The following is a 16,844-nucleotide window of genomic DNA, read 5'->3' on the forward strand; positions in this document are numbered from 1 at the left end:
GAGATCCGGCACAGTTTCACCCATTTCGATCTGGTGCTGCGCGTCATGGTTGCCTCAGCCAGCACAAACCCGACACGCGGCGAAATCATTCCGGATGACCTGTTCCGCCCGGATGCCCTGCCGACGGTGTTCCGCAAAGCCTTCGATCTGGGCGCGGCCCATCTGATGCAGCCCTGATGCGCCCCGCCCCCTTGCGATTTCGTCGCGTTGATCCTGGTTGCGGCTGCGGTTAATCTTGCGCCCATACCGGAGGATTTTAATGGCTCAGATCTCACGCGATACCCTGGCCAGCCCCTCGCAAGCCCTGCCCTTCTGGCTTTCCCTCGGCACTTTGCCCGTCGCTTTGGCGGGTCTGGCCTGGGGCGGGTTCTGGACCCTCGCCCTGCCCGCCTATTGCTGGATCCTCTTTCCGATGCTCGACGCCGCACTCGGGCTGAACAAGGACAATGCCGACCCCCAGACCCCCGACACCGCGCTTGGGCTTTATACCCTGCTGACGCTGATCTGGTTCCCGATCCAGTTCGCCGTGCTTTGCGCCACCCTCTGGTATCTGCCGCAAAGCCAGATGAGCGGCTGGGAAAAGGCCGGCATGGTCTTTGGCATGGGGGTGATGTCGGGCACCATCGGGCTGAACTACGCGCATGAACTCTTGCACCAGAAGCCAAAGATCGAGCGCCTCGCGGGCGATCTCTTGCTGGCCTCGGTGCTGCATTCGCATTTCCGGTCCGAGCATATGCGCGTCCACCACCTTTACGTCGGCACCCCCCGCGACACCGTTACTGCCCGCTATAATGAAGGCTTTCACCGCTTTTTTCCCCGCGTGCTGATCGGCCAGCGCCGTTCGGCCTTTGCGGCGGAAAAGACCATGCTGACGCGCAAAAACCTGCCCTGGTGGCACAAAAGCAACCCCTTCTGGCGCTATTGGGCGCTGCAGAGTGCCTTCCTTGCCCTTGCGCTGCTGCTGGGCGGCTGGCAGGGGCTGGTGATCTTCCTGGCCCAGGCCCTGATCGCGCAATGGCAGCTGGAACTGGTGAATTATGTCGAGCATTACGGCCTGACCCGCCGCCACCTGGGCGAGGGCAAATACGAACACGCCCTGCCCCGCCATTCCTGGAATGCCGCGCATCGGGCGACGAACTGGCTGCTGATCAATCTGCAGCGCCATTCCGATCATCATTACAAGCCGGACCGTCGCTTCCCCCTCTTGCAGAACTACGAAGAGGATGAGGCCCCGCAGCTGCCCTATGGCTATCCGGTGATGACCAGCCTTGCGATGATCCCGCCCCTTTGGAAACGCGCGATGAACCCCCGTGTGCGGGCCTGGCGCAGGCAATTCTACCCCGACATCACCGATTGGAAGCCCTATAACAAAGCCAAAAACCCGATGCCAAAGGGCGCACCGCCACAACGGCCGTGATGGGCTTTCGCAAAGGTTGGCAAGCGGGCTGGCAAACGGTCTGGCTGCTATGCGCTTGCCAGGGCACCTGCCGGGGCGCCCCTACTGCGGGCCTGCGCCGGTAATCAGGGTGTAATCCGCGCCGCCCAGGCCTGAACTGGTGTCTGGGCCGGAGTCTGAACTGGTGTCCTGGCTGGTGATGCTGACCACCAGGGGGGCCGCTGCGGCCGCCGGGATGGCGCAATAAAGGAAGATCCCAGCCCCGGTTTCACGGCAAAGATCGATGCCGCTGGCATCGCGGACCGCAATCTCCAGCGCGGCCCCACCATGACCCAGAACCGCCACGCCCTCCCCGCTTTTTCCCGCAAGCTGCCAGTGATCAACCTGGTCCGCCGCCAGATGCGCCCCATAGGCCGCGACTGTGCCCTGAGCCGCAGCTGCGCCAGCCTGCGCCTGAGCCTGAGCCTGAGCCTGCGCGGCGACGATCAGCTCGCCGAGGTAGTCATCCTGCCCGGCAAGAGCCAAAGCCCGTGCAAACATCGCGCCCGCATCGGGGAACTGCCCGGCCTCGGCCGGGGAAAGCGGCGGAGGCATCGGATCAGGGGCCGCCAGAACTGGCATTCCGGGATCGGCCAGACTGTCCGGCCCCGTCGTCAGGGCCTCTGTTTCCTCATCGGCGGGCGCAGAGGGGGTGGCGGAAATTTTCGCCTCGCTGCGCGGCGTTAATGCCTGCCCCTGATCAACCCGCACCGATGCGGCCAGCCGCGCCGCCGCCAGCACCGTCAGCGCATCGCCATAGGCCTGCCCCTGGACGAAAAGCTGCTGGGACAGGGCCAGCCGCGCCACCGCATCACCTGCGGCGGCCTCGTTCCGGGGCGCACCACCCTGCAGATCCTGCTGCGCCTGCGCCGCGCCCGGGATCGCCAGCATCCCCGGCCAGACAGCCATCATCAGCGCCGCTTTGCCCGCGAGGGCCACAGACCGGGGCTTTGATCTGTAGCTGGTTTTGCGCATCATCCCTGCACCCGCCATGTCAGTTGACGACCAGCATATAATCACCGGCGACCGCCGAAGGATTGGCAATCACCACCCGGTAAAAGACATTTTCCGCCGGGGTAAAGCTGCAAATCACATCCGAGACCGGGCGCAGCGGGCACATGACCCCGCCTGAAAGGTCTTCAACCATCCACCACAGCTGAGACGGTGCGGCGGCATCGGCCGCTTCCCCGCTGTCCTCACCACTGTCTCCCGCGAAAACGCCGATCCCTGCGGGGCTTTGCCCGGCAAAGGGAATGGACCAGCCGTCGCGTCTTTTTGGGGGCAAGGTGCCTCTGGCCAAACTGACACTGCCGCGCAGGGCAGGCGGCGGCAGCTCTGACAGCAGATCACTGAGCGCCTCATCCTCTTCGGCCATCAAAAGCGCGCCCGATATAGCCGCGCCAGAGAACAGCAGATCGGGCGAAACCGGCGCTGATCCCGGCAGATCAGCCGGCAGATCAGCGGGCGGCGAGAAGGCGCCACTGTCTTTTTGCCACAGCGCCCCCGCCCCCTCACGCAGCCGAATGCCCTCTGCCAGCCGGGCCGCAACCGCCATGCCAAGCGCATCACCCTCTTGCGCGGCCTGGGCATATAGCCGCAGCGCCAGCGACAGCGTGCTGACAGGCCCGGGCGGGCGGGCCTCTTGCGCGGCGACAGGCACAGCCAGCACAGCAGCAATCAGCGAAAGGAAAATGGCAGGGCGCAACATCGGGAACCGGACTGTCTCAGCTGCACCAATTCTGGCCCAAAGCGCCGCCAGAGAGAAGGCGCAAAGCGGCAGGTCCGGCGAAATCGACCGGCGCCCCCTGGCACGTATCACCGGATCCATTGCGAGCCGCATTCTGCGCCCGACCATATAGCGCAGAACGACGCGAAAACCCGTTGCGTTGCAGGACGGCCCCCGGCACTTTCACCCCATGAGGACCCGCACCCGGATCACCATCGCGCAAACGCAGCGCCTGTCACTGAACCTGTCGCTTGCGACGGCGATCTCGGTGCTGAAGTCGGATGCCGAAGAGATCACCGCCTGGCTGGAAGAGCAGGCCGCCGCCAACCCACATCTGGTGGTGACGCGCCCGCAGGCGCATCCTGCCAGCTGGCTGCCGCGCTGGCAGGATGCTCTGTCACGGCAAGGCGGCGCGGCGGATGCGGTGGCGCAGACCGCCGCCCCCGGCCCCGGCCTGATCGCCCATGTCTCGGGGGCGGTGGCGGGTCTGGGGCTGGCAATCGCCGATCGTCCGCTGGCCGATGCGCTGATCGACGCGCTCGAACCCAGTGGCTGGCTGGCCCGCCCGCCCGCTGCAATCGCCCGCAGCCTGGGCGTCACCCCCGCCCGGCTGGAGCAGGTGCTGCAACGCCTGCAACAGATCGGCCCTGCGGGGCTTTTCGCCCGCGACCTGGCCGAATGCCTGCGTCTGCAGGCCATCGAGGCCGAAGAGCTGGACCCGGTCATGACGCAGGTACTGGACCATCTGGCCTTGGTCGCGCAGGGCGATCTGGCGGCGCTGGCCGCCAAAGCGGGCTGCAGCACCGAGGACATCGCCCTGCGAATCCGCCGCCTGCGCAGCTATGACCCCAAGCCCGGCAGCCAGTTCCTGCCCGGCGCCGCCCCCATAGCCGAGCCTGATCTGGTGCTGACGGTTACGCCCGAGGGGGCCAGCCTCAGCCTGAACCGCTCTTGCCTGCCCTCGGTGATGCTTTCGCCGCAGGGCGCGGGCGACGCGGCAGCGCCTGGCCGCAAAGAGGCCCGCCAGGTGATCCGCCTGCTGGAAAGCCGCAACACAACCCTTTTGCGCGTCGGCAAAGAAATTCTGCGCCGTCAGCACCAGGTGGTAAACCAGGGCGCGGGCATGCTGGCCCCGATGACAATGGCCGAGGTCGCCGCCGGGCTGGGCCTGCATCAAAGCACCGTCAGCCGGGTCGTCCAGGGCACCTCTGTCGCGGCCCCGAACGGGACGTTCTGGCTAAGGGCAATGTTTTCCCAAGCGGTGCGACCGGGCGGCCCGGCGGGCGCGGCGCTGCGCGATGCGATGGCGCAGATGATCGCCGCCGAAGATCCGGCCAGCCCCCTGGATGATGAGGCCCTGTCGCGGGCGCTGACGGGGGCCGGTGCCCCCCTTGCCCGCAGAACGGTCGCCAAATATCGCCAGGAGCTGGGCATCCCCACCGCCGCGCAGCGAAGGCGGGCGGCCAAACTGGCGAAATCCATGCGGAAAATGGCGAAAACGGTCGCTGCTGGGGATGACCCCGGCCCCGCCCTACAGTAGCACCGGATCGGCAATAAGCAGCAAAGGGCGGGTCATGGCCTATTTCCTGGGCGTCGATACCGGCGGCACCTATACCGATGCCGTCATCCTGGATGAGGCAGAGAACCGCATTCTCGGCACCGCCAAGTCTTTGACAACGCGCCATGATCTGGCCCTTGGCATCGGCGGCGCCGTTGACCGGGCGCTGGCCGCATCAGGGATCGCGGCCGATCAGATCGCGCTGGTCTCGCTTTCAACGACGCTTGCCACCAATGCGCTGGTCGAGGGCCAGGGCGGGCGCGTCGCCCTGATCTCAATGGGATTTGACGAGGATGACCTGACCCGCGCCGGCCTTGCGGACGCGCTGAAGGGCGACCCGGTGATCCGCATCGCGGGCGGCCATAACCATGCCGGGATCGAGGCCGAAAAGCCCGATCTGACGCGGCTTGAGGCCGAGGTTCGGGCGCTTGGGCCGCATGTGATGGGCTTTGCCGTCGCCGCCCGTTTCGCCACCCGCAACCCCGCGCATGAGCTGGCGGCCCGAGACCTGATCCGCAGCGTGACCGGGCGGCCCGTGACCTGCTCGCATGAGCTGTCGGCGCAGCTGAACGGGCCGAAACGGGCGCTGACGGCGGTGCTGAATGCCCGGCTGATCGGGATGATCGACCGCCTCGTCGCCGCCTGCGAGCGTCATCTGCAGCAAATCGGCATCAATGCGCCCCTGATGGTGGTGCGCGGTGACGGGGCGCTGATCTCGGCCGCTGTCGTGCGCGAACGCCCGATTGAGACGGTTCTTTCCGGCCCCGCCGCCTCGATCGTGGGGGCCCGCTGGCTGACCGGGGCTCAGGATGCGCTGGTCTCGGATATCGGCGGCACCACCACCGATGTCGCCCTGCTGCGCGGCGGCCTGCCCGAGATCGACCCCGAAGGGGCCCGCGTCGGCGGCTTTCGCACCATGGTCGAGGCGGTGGCCATGCGCACAACCGGGCTCGGCGGCGATTCAGAGGTTCATCTCTTGCAAGAGGGCATGGGCGGTCGGCTGCACCTGGGCCCGCGCCGTCTGCTGCCGATCTCGCTGCTGGCAATGACCACCCCCGCCATGGTGCATGAGGCGCTTGATCGCTGGCTGTCCGGCCCGGCCCCTGGCGAATATGACGGGCGCTTTGTCGTGCCAATGCAAGGCGTTACACAAACCGGTGGCCTTGGCCCGCGCGATCTGGCGGTGCTAGAGCGGATCAATGCGCCGATGCCGGTCGCCAAAGCCCGGACTTCCAGGCTGGAGGCAGCGGCGCTGGATCGGCTGGTTGCCAGGGGGCTGGTGATGCTGTCCGGCGTGACGCCCTCGGATGCCAGCCATGTTGCAGGCAGCCTGAGCGACTGGGACAAATCGGCCGCCGAAAAGGCGCTGCAGCTGATGGCGATGCGCAAAACCGCCGCGGGCGAGCGCTTTGCCACGGATGCCGCCGCTATGGCCCGCATGATCATCGACCAGGTGACGGCGCAGACCGTCGCCTGCCTGCTTGAGGCCGCGCTGGCCGAGGATCCGCGTTTTCAGGGAACCGACGTGACCGCGCTGGCGCGCCATCCGCTGCTGGTGGCGGGGCTGGATCAATACCAGGGCATTATGGCGTTTTCCACGCAGCTGGCGCTGCCGGTGATCGGCCTCGGCGCCTCGGCGCCCTCTTACTATGGGGCGGTCGGGCAGCGGCTGGGCTGTCAGATGATCCTGCCCGAACATGCGGGCGTCGCCAATGCGATTGGCGCGGTGGCGGGGCAGATCAGCCAGCGTGTTTCCGGGCTGGTTACCTCACCGGCCCAGGGGCGGTTTGTCGCACATTTCGCATCGGGACCAAAGGCTTATGGCGATCGTGATGCCGCCCTTGATGCGATGGAGGCCGCCCTGCGCGAAGAGGCCATCCGCCGCGCCAGCGCCAGCGGAGCAGACGACCTGCGCGTCGAGTCCAGCCGCGACATCAAAGAGGCAGGGATCGAGGGGCAGATCATTTTCGTTGAGGCCACGGTCACCGTCACAGCCTCGGGCCGTCCCCGCGTCGCCCATATCCGTTAGGTATGTGGCGACCTGGGGCTGAAAACTGCACGCCCGCCTGCGCATTCCCCCTTGACGCCCCCGCCCGGCCCGCATATCCCCCCGCCCAGTGGCTAGGTAGCTCAGCTGGTTAGAGCGTGCGACTCATAATCGCAAGGTCGAGGGTTCGAGTCCCTCCCTCGCCACCATTTAATCCAATGAGATAAATGATCTTTTGATTTCAGATAATTGCTTCGTTTCAGCTGCCCCTCTCGGCGAGCATTCTAACTAGAGCAGGCTGAAATGTGCAGGGCCTCTATCGAGAAGTGTAAGAGGCCGAGCTTTTCCTGACGTCCGCCTTGATTCCCTCACGTGCCAGAAGTGCCTTAATAACGCGCTCCGGTGTTTTGTTTGTCGGACCCAGCCTAACGCTACGTTTGGCCGCAGCGGGAAAGGGCATTTTTACAAGAGGCGAAATCACACCACCGGCTTCGCGGAAGTCCATTTTTTCCAGCTGCGACAGATAGCCCACCAAGAGCAATCGCCACTCTTTTTCTTCAACAAATGCGGGATTTTTGAACGCGAACAACTTGCGGACGGCACAGAGTTTCGCGTCCCGAGCTGACTTGGTGTTGTCGATTGACATACTGCCAAAACCGCCGAACACGCTGTAATCCAAAAAATCTGCGAAGAAGGGCTCGTGCAACGAGCGAAACAGGTCGTCCCGACGATCATGCGCTTCCCTGCCATAAATAACATTCGTGAGTTCGGGCGCTTGCTCCCCTTCCTTGGGTATCGCAGCCTCAAGCTCAGAACGATCAAAAGCAATCGCGAACCCAGCCCCATCTGCCGCGTAGCCTCGCCACTGGCTGAGTTGATCCCCGGCTTCCGAGAAACAAGCACCTAGAGCAACCGTTTCCCGCAACACCATATCGACGGCATGCCACGCGCCGCTGCGCTGGACCCGCTTTCCCTCGTTTGAAGTGTCAAAAGCATCCAGCCAACGCTGGAGTATCCACTTCCCCTCCGCCGTGTCATTGGATTGCGTGAGAGAGATCAGCCAAAGCTGCTTGTGCTTAACGATCGACAGGAAAGTGGAAGGCGAGCAATAGTGGAAAATTCGTTCAATGGAGCGGTCTTCCGACACTCTAACTCTCCGGATCAAATGATTAGCGGTATCGTAGGCCATGCGCCCGAAGCGGGGAAGCGGTGCGATGCGCCTAGAATTTGACGAAAAATCTGAGACCCTGGCATTGACCTGCGATGCTCCGAAGGTCTCCGCCAGACGGCCTGAGCAGGGCCTGTAGGACGACATCTGTCGTCCGACGGCTTTGCATCGACTAGCCGGCCACTCGCCGGGGATACAGATCGATGGCCACCGCGAGACAGGCAAAGCCCTCCTGCGTCCGGATGCAGGTGATATCGCTCACCCAGACCTTATCGGGGGCTTCGACATCGAACTGCCGGTAGAGGCCTCGCCGGTTCAATTGAACCGGTGGCGCTCACCGGCTCGATATCGACCACGATCGATGGCTTGCCGTCATAGCTGCCGGGTCGGCGTTTATAGCCAATCTGTGCCCTGAGCTGCGCGACAGCATCACGCGTGAAGGCGTCAGGGAAATTGCCCGTGCCCATCATGGCCTCCTTGCCTCAAAGTCAGCGAAGAAGGCGTCCACGAAACAGGGGGCTATTCACCTGGATCACGAATCACAAGAAAATTATGCCCATTCAGTAACTTACATACGGAAAAGATTACCCAGCCCCAGGTCATCTCGTGACGCACAAGGGGCGAGCGGAGAGCTGGTCAGGCCACGTGAAGGTGCCTGGTCTGCGCGATCAGATACCAACGATCTCATCGACAATGACGCGATCCCGGCCATTGGCCTTGGCGCGGTAGAGCAGCCTATCCGCCAACTCTAAAGCGCTTTTTGCACTTCCAGGGGTAACCTTTCTCAAGACGACACCACCGCCGCTGACGGTAAGCCATTCTGCGGTAGAAGAACTTTCATGCGGAATGCGTGCCTCGGCAATGCTATAGCATATTTTTTTCATTACCGTTTCGAGATTTTCGCACTCGGGCAGCAAGATGACAAATTCTTCGCCGCCATATCTTGCGGCGATGTCACCTGTGCGCCTGGCGAATGACTGCAGCCGGGTGGCAACGCAGCGCAACGCCTCGTCCCCGGCGCTGTGACCATAGCGGTCATTGAATTGTTTAAAATGATCGACGTCAAAGAACCCCAGCGAAAGGCCCAACCCGGCCCGGGCAGCGTGATGGATCGCGTGATCGAGTGCCTCATCAAAGCTGCGCCGATTGGCGATGCCAGTCAGGCTGTCCAGCGCTGCCAGCGCCTGCATTTCATTGCGCTGCTGTGCAAGGCGCAAATGTGTCATGACGCGCGCGCGCACAACCGCTGGCCGAATGGGTTTGCGGACGAAATCGGCGGCGCCCAGCAGCAAACCACGCTCTTCATCGGCAGCGTCGGACATTCCGGTGATGAAAATCACAGGCAGATTACGTGTCGCGTCATTTTCCCGGATTTTACGCAGAACTTCATAGCCATCCATCCCCGGCATCGAGACATCAAGCAAAACCAGTTGCACCTGTTCCCGTTCGAGTGTCGCCAGGCCCGATGCACCATCGCGCGCCAGAAGAACCCGGTGATCCGATTGCAACAGCTCTGCTAGGGCGACCCGATTCAGTCGATCATCGTCAATGACCAGAACTGTCGCGGGCCGGGGCGCGGCTATCATGTCGCGTTGTCCGACAGCATTTCGGCCAGCCTGGCAATCACGGCACGCAGCGTCTGATTTGCACGATCCAGATCCAGATCCTCAAACTGTTCCAGCGCATCGCCCAGCATCGCTTTCAGATTTTCATCGCCGATTCCGCTGGCCAGTGCGGCCAGCTGACCACGCGCAGTGAAATCCCCGGCCTGAACCAGCGGAAGTGTCGCCGTCGCGGCCTTCCATGCAGCATCCGGGGTGATGCTGACCCCGGTTGGGGCGCTTGCAGACACCGCCGTCATTTCAGCAGCAAGCTTCCTGAGCTGAGAAACGCATTCCTCCATCAGCTGATGGAACCGGGCTGAAGAGGCCTGAACCCCTCCCAGATCCCCCGCACGTGCGGCAGATTCAATACTGTCGGAGACCCGGAACAGGGCGTCAGCCTCAACGTAGCCAACGACACCTTTAACCCGATGCGCAAACTCTGCGATCCTTGCGATATCCGTTTCGGCATTCATCTCTGCAAACCGTTCAGCCATGTCACCGAAGTCACGCAGGAAACCATTGATAAATCGCAAAAGCCGCTCTTGTGAGCCGCCGAAACGACGCAGCAATTTAGGCAGATTTGCGATATATTCCTCTTGTTCTGTTGGCTCTTTCGGCTGCGTGGCTGCAGGGGAAGAAAGCGGCGTCGCGGCGAGCAGCTCGCCCAGCAGGCGATATAGCTCTTGCTCGTCGACAGGCTTTGTCAGATGCGCCGACATCCCTGCCTCCAGGCTTTCGCGCTGATCTTCGGGCCGTGCCTGGGCGGTCAGGGCAATGACCGGAAGACGGGCCCATTTTTCATGGCGGCGGATCTCGCGGATCGCCTCAAGCCCGTTCATCACGGGCATATGGACATCCATCAGAACCGCATCGAAGGCCTCGGCATGCATTCTGTCGATGGCTTCCTGCCCGTTTTCTGCAGTTGAGACGATGACGCCCGCAAGCTCGAGAAACTCTCCGGCAACCTCACGGTTGAGGGCATTGTCATCCACAACCAGCACCCTGCGATTGCCAAGCAAGCGACGAAGATCGGCGTTATCGGTGATCTTCGGCACCGGCGGCCGCTGATAGCTGTCAGCTGGCGCGACCGAAAGCACCTCCATAAAGGTGTTGAAAATCATCGAGCGGGTAACGGGCTTCAGCAAAACACCCTGCAGCCCGATACGGGTTGCCTCTGACATCACCAGCTGATGACCATATGCTGTAACCATCAGAACCGCAGGCATATTTACCAGCCGTGAATCGCCCCGGATGGTGCGGGCCAACTCCAGCCCGTCCATCCCTGGCATGCGCCAGTCGGAGAGGACGATATCGAAAGGCTCGCCGCCGAACTGGCTTTCGCGCAGCAATGACAGCGCGGCCTCACCGCCATCAACTGCGATCGAGGTCATGCCAAAGCTGTCGACGATATCCGCCAGCGCCATGCGTGCGGTTTCGTTGTCATCCACAATCAGAACCCGCCGCTCCCTCAGCCCGGCAGAGATCTGCACAAGGGTGTTTGCGGATATTTCAGAGGCCGCAGGCTCCAGTTCGACCGTAAAGCAGAAAGTGCTGCCCGCTCCGGGGCGGCTTTCGACCCAGATCGTGCCGCCCATCATCTCGACGATCTTGCGGCTGATCGCCAGCCCAAGGCCGGTGCCGCCATATTTGCGGGCGGTATCACTGTCTGCCTGGGCAAACGGGCGGAAGAGGCCATCGATTTGTTCCTGGCTAAGCCCGATGCCGGTATCCCGCACGGTGAAGAACAGCTGATGGACGCCAGGAGGCGCCTCTGGCAGGGCGCATATCGACACGACCACATCACCCGCGCCGGTGAATTTGATCGCATTGCTGACGAGGTTGGTCAGCACCTGGGACAGGCGCAGCGAGTCACCGCGCCAGTGCTGAGACATGCCCGGAGCGATGACGAAGGTCAGCTCAAGGCCCTTTTCCTCAGCCTTCAGTGCGGTGACGGTTGAGACGGAATCAAGCACATCCTCGAGGCGGAAAACAGAGTTTTCAAGCGCCATTCCCCCTGCCTCGATCTTCGAGAAGTCGAGGATATCATTTATGATTCCCAAAAGAACATTGGCAGAATCGTTGATCTTGCCCAGATAGGCACGCTGCTTTGGATCCAGCTGGGTCTGCAGCGCAAGCCGCGTCATCCCGATGACCGAGTTCATCGGGGTGCGGATCTCATGGCTCATGGTGGCGAGGAAATCGCTTTTCGCACGCTCGGCCGCCTCGGCCAGATCCTTGGCCTCACGCAGGGCAATAGCCGCTTTGTGCGCGGCGGTGACGTCCAGAATGATGCCATCCCAGACCCGGCCTCTTTCAGCCATGCGCGGCGCAGAGCGAACCTGCAGCCAGGTAATCGTGTCATCGGGGCGAACCAGTTTGAACTCACATTCAAAATTGGTGCCCGTCGCTGTTGCTTTGCGAGAGGTTTCAAGGAAACGCTCACGGTCTTCGGGATGCACGGCCAGAATAAAGAGCGAAGGATCGGCGATGATCGCCTCAGCGCTGTATCCCAACAGCTTTTCGACCCCAGCACTGATGTAAGAGAAGCGCATGTCCAGATGCGCTTTGTCTGCGCCATGCAGGCCCAGCTCGGGCGTAAGGAAATCAATCCTGTAGATGGCGCCGTTGGGCAGACTGTCAGCGATTGCGGACATCTGGGCCCGGGCCGCAACCCTTTCACTGACATCCTGCACTGTGCCGGAAAGCGCAGTGATCTTTCCGCTGGCGTCATGCAGGGCACCCCCCCGGATCTCAGCGGCAAAGCTGCTGCCATCAGCCGAAATATGTTCGACATCGACCGTATAGGGCTCGCCGGTTTCCAGGCAGCGCGCGATCGCCGCGCCCAACCTGGCATAATCGGCGTCACTCATCATTTTTTTCAGGTCATCGATTGTGACAATCGCATCGCGCGGCAGGCCGTTCATTTCAGCCATCATCGCCGAGAAGGTGAAAACCCCGCTTTCCAGGTTCAGCGTCCAGCTGCCGATCCGGGACAGATTTTCGGCCCGCTCCATCGCCTGCAGGTTGGCTGTCGCCAGGTTTTCGGCTGCACGGCTCTCGGCGAGACGGCCGCGCAAAATGATATCCGCCTGCTCAAGGCTTTGGCGCAACGTCTCAAATTCCTGAATGCGGGTTGGAGGGATGCGAACGGGCGCCCCCTCTCTTTCCGCATCATCCAGGGTTATCCTTGCGGATTGCTCTGCGAGACTGCGGATCGGCGTCAGCAAGCGGCGCGCCAGCGCAAAAGCCAGGACCAGGGCGACGGTAATCGTTCCCCCGGACGCCAGAATCATCGTGCGGATCGGGTGTTCCCAGCGGGCATCAAAGGTCGTTACCGGCTCGCCTACGACAGCAACCCAGCCGGGGGTGCTGGCGATTTTCTGATAGGAAAAGACAATCGAGCGCCCTTCAATCGTAGAGGCGCGGAAGCTGCCGCTGTCTGCGCCCTGCGCGCTCAGCCGATCCCAGTCGGGCACTTTCCTGCCCAGCGCACGCTCACTGTCGACAGAGCGGGCCAGAAGCAGCCCATTGCCATCGGTAATCGCCAGAACAGAGCTTGCGTCATCTGCCGCGTATTTGCCCAGCGAGCGGATCAGCCGGGAAGGATGATCCGCCACCGCCGCGACAAAAATCGTGTTATCGGGCCCCTCTTCAGGATAGGCATAGGCAATGCGCGGTGTGTCGCCATCAAAGCGGGGCGGCAGCAGGTTCGAGACCTGCATCTCACCCGTGCTGGCGGCCAGCATGACAAGGCTGGCAATCGCAGGCTCGCTGAAGTCCGGGCTGATGATCCCGCCCACAGCATCGCGTTTCAGAATGAACAGCTTATAGCCACGTTCATCATCGGGGTTGGCCAGGAAGGTGACGCCAGGCTGATCCGTCGTCACCTCACCATCCAGGTCGCTGCGAATGGCATGCAACAGATGGCCGGTGACATCGATCTCACTTTGGGTGGTGCTGGCCAGGATATGGGCTGTTTCCAGCAGGCGCTGCTCTGACAGGTCGCGGAACGACTGGCCCGCGTTCAGCAAGGCCATTGCGACGATGCCAAGGGTTGGCAGCAGCGCGACCATAAGAATGGCTACAATCGACATCCGCAAAGTCGGATATCTTATCCAGTGGGGCAACAACGACTTCATGACAATCCTGGTCCGGGCAGCACAGCTTCAGACTATACTGACCTTATGATACAACCCTTTCTGATATGTGAAGCCGTTAAAACAACTTCTGCGACATTCCCGGCCCCTGTCGTCGCATTTCAGGGCCGGAAATACCGGAGTCGCCACCCGAAAGAGCCCCGAAAGACCCTGGCCTGCACCTCAGGCACCGCCATCGCGCCGAGAGGTCAGCCCGGCCCTTGCCGCTTTGTCCCGGCCGCGATGACGCAGAGCAGCTCGAACAGCATGGTTGCGCCGGTCAGCGCGGTAAGCCCGCCGAGGTCAAAAGGCGGCGAGACCTCGACCACATCGGCGCCCAGGATGTTCAGACCGGCCAGGCCGCGCACCATCGCCATTGCCTCACGCGTGGTAAAGCCGCCGATCTCGGGCGTGCCGGTTCCGGGGGCCATCGAGGGGTCAATCGCGTCGATATCGAATGTAACATAGCAGGGGCTGTCGCCGATGATACGATGCACCTCGGCGATGACGCCTTGCGGGCCCAGCTCCACAGCCTCTTCGATATAGATGATGCGGATGCCCTGGTCTTTGGCCCATTGATGCTCATCGCTGGCATAGACAGAGCCGCGGATGCCGATCTGCACGATCCGCGTCGGATCCAGCACCCCCTCTTCGATGGCGCGGCGAAAGGGCGTGCCATGGGTAAAGCGATTGTCGCCGAAATAAGTGTCATTGGTGTCGGAATGGGCGTCGAATTGCACAAGACCCAGCTGTTGGGCCCTTTCCCGGCCGTGATGCGCATGGATCGCCCGCAGCACCGGCAGCGTCGTCAGGTGATCGCCGCCGACCGACAGCGGCAGCGCACCGGCGGCGCAAATCGCGGCGATCCCTGCCTCGATCTGGCGCAGCGCCTCGGGCAGGTTGATCGGCTGCACCTCAATATCGCCAAGATCCGCGACCGAGATCAGCTCATAGGGGATAACGCCCGAGACGTGATGACCGCGCCGCATCAGGCTGGACTGATTGCGCACCTCACGCGGGCCGTGGCGGGCCCCGGCGCGATTGGTGGTGCCGCCATCCCAGGGGATGCCGACCAGCGCCACATCAAGGCCTTCGGGGCTGTCGACCGCAGGCAGCCGCATAAAGGTGGTCCGCCCGGCAAAGCGCGGCACACGCGAGGCATCGACGGGTTCATGCAGAGTATTGCGCATCATGATCACCTTTGCAGACGGTCACCCGGACAGGGTGATCACCCGAAAGGCATCACAGGGCGCGGGTCATGTAAAGCGAGTTCGGGTCAAGACTATAGCTGCCAAAGGGGCCGCATTCGGTAAAGCCCGCCTTGGTGTAAAGGCCGGTCGCGGCCGCAAAGCCCTTCTCACGCCCGGTTTCCAGCGACAGCTGACGATGGCCTGCAGCCTGGGCCTCGGCGATCAGATGCGCCAGCAGGATTGTTGAAAGGCCACGGCCCCGCGCCTCACTCAGCACATGCATGGATTTGATCTCGGCAAGCTCAGGGCTGATCGCCTTCAGCGCCCCCATCGCAATCGGCTGGCCCGCCTCGCGGATCACGAAAAGCCGCACATCGGCGGCGGCCAGCGCAGAGGGGTCCATCATATAGATGCTTTCGGGCGGGGTCTCGGCATGCATCGCGGCGCTATGGCGGGCAAACAGCAGTTCGAGGTCTTTCGAAAGCGGGCTTTCTTCGGTGATGATCACGGCAGAGGACATCGGGCACCTGATTATTGACCGGATATGCCTACGCCGCCTTGCTGCGGGGTCAAGGGCTGCCCCGTTACAGGTGCCCCACAAATGGGCACCAGACGGCGGAATGCCTGTTTTTGCGGCAGACACACCAGGCCGCTGCGACCGCCGGATCGGCACCAGACAGCCCCGGCAGAAGTGGCCCATCCGCCGCCCTCACGCATAGTTTGGCGAAATCACGGCAAATCCAGGCCCATCTCGCCAAGATGTGTTGGCAATCCCCTTGTATCGCTGTTAGAATCATATCTAACGACCGGCGAACACTGACCGGCGACTTGAAACGAGCAGGCGTAATGAACACCGATACCCTCGCTATGGCGCAGCAGATCGACTTCTCGCTGCTGGCCCTCTTTGCCCGTGCGACCTTTACGGTCAAGCTGGTGATGATCCTGTTGATCGTCATGTCCTTCTGGTCATGGGCGATCATCATCCAAAAACACATCCTCTTCCGCAAATCGCGGGCCGAGGCCGCCGCTTTCGATCAGGCCTTCTGGTCGGGTGAGCCGCTGGACGAGCTCTATGAGCGTATCGGCGCAGAGCCTCAGGGCGCATCCGAGCGCGTCTTTGCCGCCGGCATGCTGGAATGGCGTCGCAGCCACAAGCAGGACGGCGCGCTGATCACCGGCGCCCAGGCCCGGATCGACCGCGTGATGGATGTAGCCATCTCCAGCGAAAGCGAAAAGCTGAACAAGGGCCTTTCCTTCCTGGCGACCACCGGCTCGACCGCGCCTTTCATCGGGCTGTTCGGCACGATCTGGGGGATCAAACACTCCTTCGAGGAAATTGCGATCTCGCAAAACACCTCGCTGGCGGTTGTGGCCCCGGGTATCGCCGAGGCGCTGCTGGCCACCGGCATCGGTCTGATCGCCGCTATTCCGGCCGTGGTGTTCTACAACAAGCTGAACGCCGACAGCGAGCATATCCAGGGCAACTGGGAAAGCTTTGCCGACGAATTCGCGACCATCCTGTCGCGCCAGCTGGATCAGTAAATCATGGGCGCGGGTGTCATTAAAAAGTCCGGGGGCGGTGGCAGGCGCGGGCGTCGTCGCGGCACGTCCGCCGCGATGAGCGAGATCAACGTCACGCCTTTCGTCGATGTCATGCTGGTGCTGCTGATCATCTTCATGGTCGCAGCCCCCCTGATGACCGTCGGCGTGCCGATCGAGCTGCCAAAGACCGCAGCCTCGGCCATGCCCGAGGAAAAAGAGGAACCGCTGGCGATCACCCTGACCGCTGATGGGCTGATCATGGTGATGAAAACCGAGATCGCCGAGAATGAGCTGATCCCCCAACTGCGGGCCATCGCCGCCGAGCGGACCTCGAAAAAGGTCTATCTGCGGGCTGACGGCAACCTGCCCTATGAGCGCGTGGCCCAGGTGATGGGCGCGCTGAATGCGGGCGGCTTCAATGATGTGGGCCTGGTCATGGACAGCCAGGGCCCGTCTTTCGGCGCTGACCGCGTCGCACCGGTCAATTAAGGCGGACCC

The 16,844-nt window shown here is 62.6% G+C and carries 12 protein-coding genes, 1 tRNA gene and 1 pseudogene; 6 read left to right on the top strand and 8 right to left on the bottom strand.

The features are described from left to right. The first annotated feature begins 259 nt into the window (after positions 1-259). A complete protein-coding gene (locus tag HOY34_RS02780; protein WP_172359803.1) occupies positions 260-1,417 on the top strand; it encodes an alkane 1-monooxygenase in 1,158 nt (385 codons plus the stop codon). An 81-nt stretch (positions 1,418-1,498) separates the two neighbouring features. Here the strand turns inward: HOY34_RS02780 and HOY34_RS02785 are convergent, their stop codons facing one another. Beyond that, positions 1,499-2,413 carry a hypothetical protein gene (locus HOY34_RS02785; protein ID WP_172359804.1) on the bottom strand — a complete coding sequence of 305 codons (915 nt, stop codon included), beginning with the start codon at positions 2,411-2,413 and terminating at the stop codon, positions 1,499-1,501. Positions 2,414-2,429: 16 nt separating this feature from the next. Further along, positions 2,430-3,143 carry a hypothetical protein gene (locus HOY34_RS02790; RefSeq protein WP_216654618.1) on the bottom strand — a complete coding sequence of 238 codons (714 nt, stop codon included), beginning with the start codon at positions 3,141-3,143 and terminating at the stop codon, positions 2,430-2,432. A gap of 208 nt (positions 3,144-3,351) precedes the next feature. On the opposite strand from HOY34_RS02790, the gene HOY34_RS02795 reads away from it, so the two are divergent. The 3 genes from HOY34_RS02795 to HOY34_RS02805 all read left to right on the top strand — a co-directional run bounded on the left by HOY34_RS02795 (position 3,352) and on the right by HOY34_RS02805 (position 6,915). Continuing rightward, positions 3,352-4,701 carry an RNA polymerase factor sigma-54 gene (locus HOY34_RS02795; protein WP_172359806.1) on the top strand — a complete coding sequence of 450 codons (1,350 nt, stop codon included), beginning with the start codon at positions 3,352-3,354 and terminating at the stop codon, positions 4,699-4,701. Positions 4,702-4,735: 34 nt separating this feature from the next. Next, on the top strand, positions 4,736-6,748 hold the full coding sequence (locus tag HOY34_RS02800) for a hydantoinase/oxoprolinase family protein (RefSeq protein ID WP_172359807.1): 2,013 nt from the start codon (positions 4,736-4,738) through the stop codon (positions 6,746-6,748). A 90-nt stretch (positions 6,749-6,838) separates the two neighbouring features. Next, positions 6,839-6,915: transfer RNA gene (locus tag HOY34_RS02805), tRNA-Met, on the top strand. A gap of 107 nt (positions 6,916-7,022) precedes the next feature. Here HOY34_RS02805 and HOY34_RS02810 read toward each other — a convergent pair. The 6 genes and pseudogenes from HOY34_RS02810 to HOY34_RS02835 all read right to left on the bottom strand — a co-directional run bounded on the left by HOY34_RS02810 (position 7,023) and on the right by HOY34_RS02835 (position 15,324). Continuing rightward, positions 7,023-7,853, bottom strand: a complete 831-nt coding sequence (locus HOY34_RS02810) for a DUF2971 domain-containing protein (RefSeq protein ID WP_172359808.1) — start codon at positions 7,851-7,853, stop codon at positions 7,023-7,025. A 128-nt stretch (positions 7,854-7,981) separates the two neighbouring features. Further along, a pseudogene (locus HOY34_RS02815) lies at positions 7,982-8,299 on the bottom strand (DDE-type integrase/transposase/recombinase); the annotation flags it as partial. 243 nt (positions 8,300-8,542) lie between these two features. Continuing rightward, entirely contained in the window at positions 8,543-9,460 is a 918-nt protein-coding gene (locus HOY34_RS02820) for a GGDEF domain-containing response regulator (RefSeq protein ID WP_172359809.1), read from the bottom strand. Then, on the bottom strand, positions 9,457-13,572 hold the full coding sequence (locus tag HOY34_RS02825) for a response regulator (protein WP_172359810.1): 4,116 nt from the start codon (positions 13,570-13,572) through the stop codon (positions 9,457-9,459). Before HOY34_RS02825 ends, HOY34_RS02820 begins: the two co-directional genes overlap by 4 nt. A gap of 251 nt (positions 13,573-13,823) precedes the next feature. Beyond that, on the bottom strand, positions 13,824-14,804 hold the full coding sequence (speB, locus tag HOY34_RS02830; RefSeq protein ID WP_172360013.1) for an agmatinase: 981 nt from the start codon (positions 14,802-14,804) through the stop codon (positions 13,824-13,826). 52 nt (positions 14,805-14,856) lie between these two features. Then, entirely contained in the window at positions 14,857-15,324 is a 468-nt protein-coding gene (locus tag HOY34_RS02835) for a GNAT family N-acetyltransferase (protein ID WP_172359811.1), read from the bottom strand. Positions 15,325-15,650: 326 nt separating this feature from the next. Between HOY34_RS02835 and tolQ the strand changes: the two genes are divergently transcribed. Then, positions 15,651-16,346: a protein TolQ gene (gene tolQ, locus HOY34_RS02840; protein ID WP_172359812.1), complete on the top strand. Its 696-nt coding sequence runs from the start codon at positions 15,651-15,653 to the stop codon at positions 16,344-16,346. 3 nt (positions 16,347-16,349) lie between these two features. Then, the gene (gene tolR / locus HOY34_RS02845; RefSeq protein ID WP_172359813.1) at positions 16,350-16,835 is read left to right on the top strand and encodes a protein TolR; all 486 of its coding nucleotides are present in this window, start codon (positions 16,350-16,352) and stop codon (positions 16,833-16,835) included. Positions 16,836-16,844: the final 9 nt, after the last annotated feature.

The sequence above is a fragment of the Pseudogemmobacter hezensis genome (assembly GCF_013155295.1).
GTDB lineage: Bacteria > Pseudomonadota > Alphaproteobacteria > Rhodobacterales > Rhodobacteraceae > Pseudogemmobacter > Pseudogemmobacter hezensis.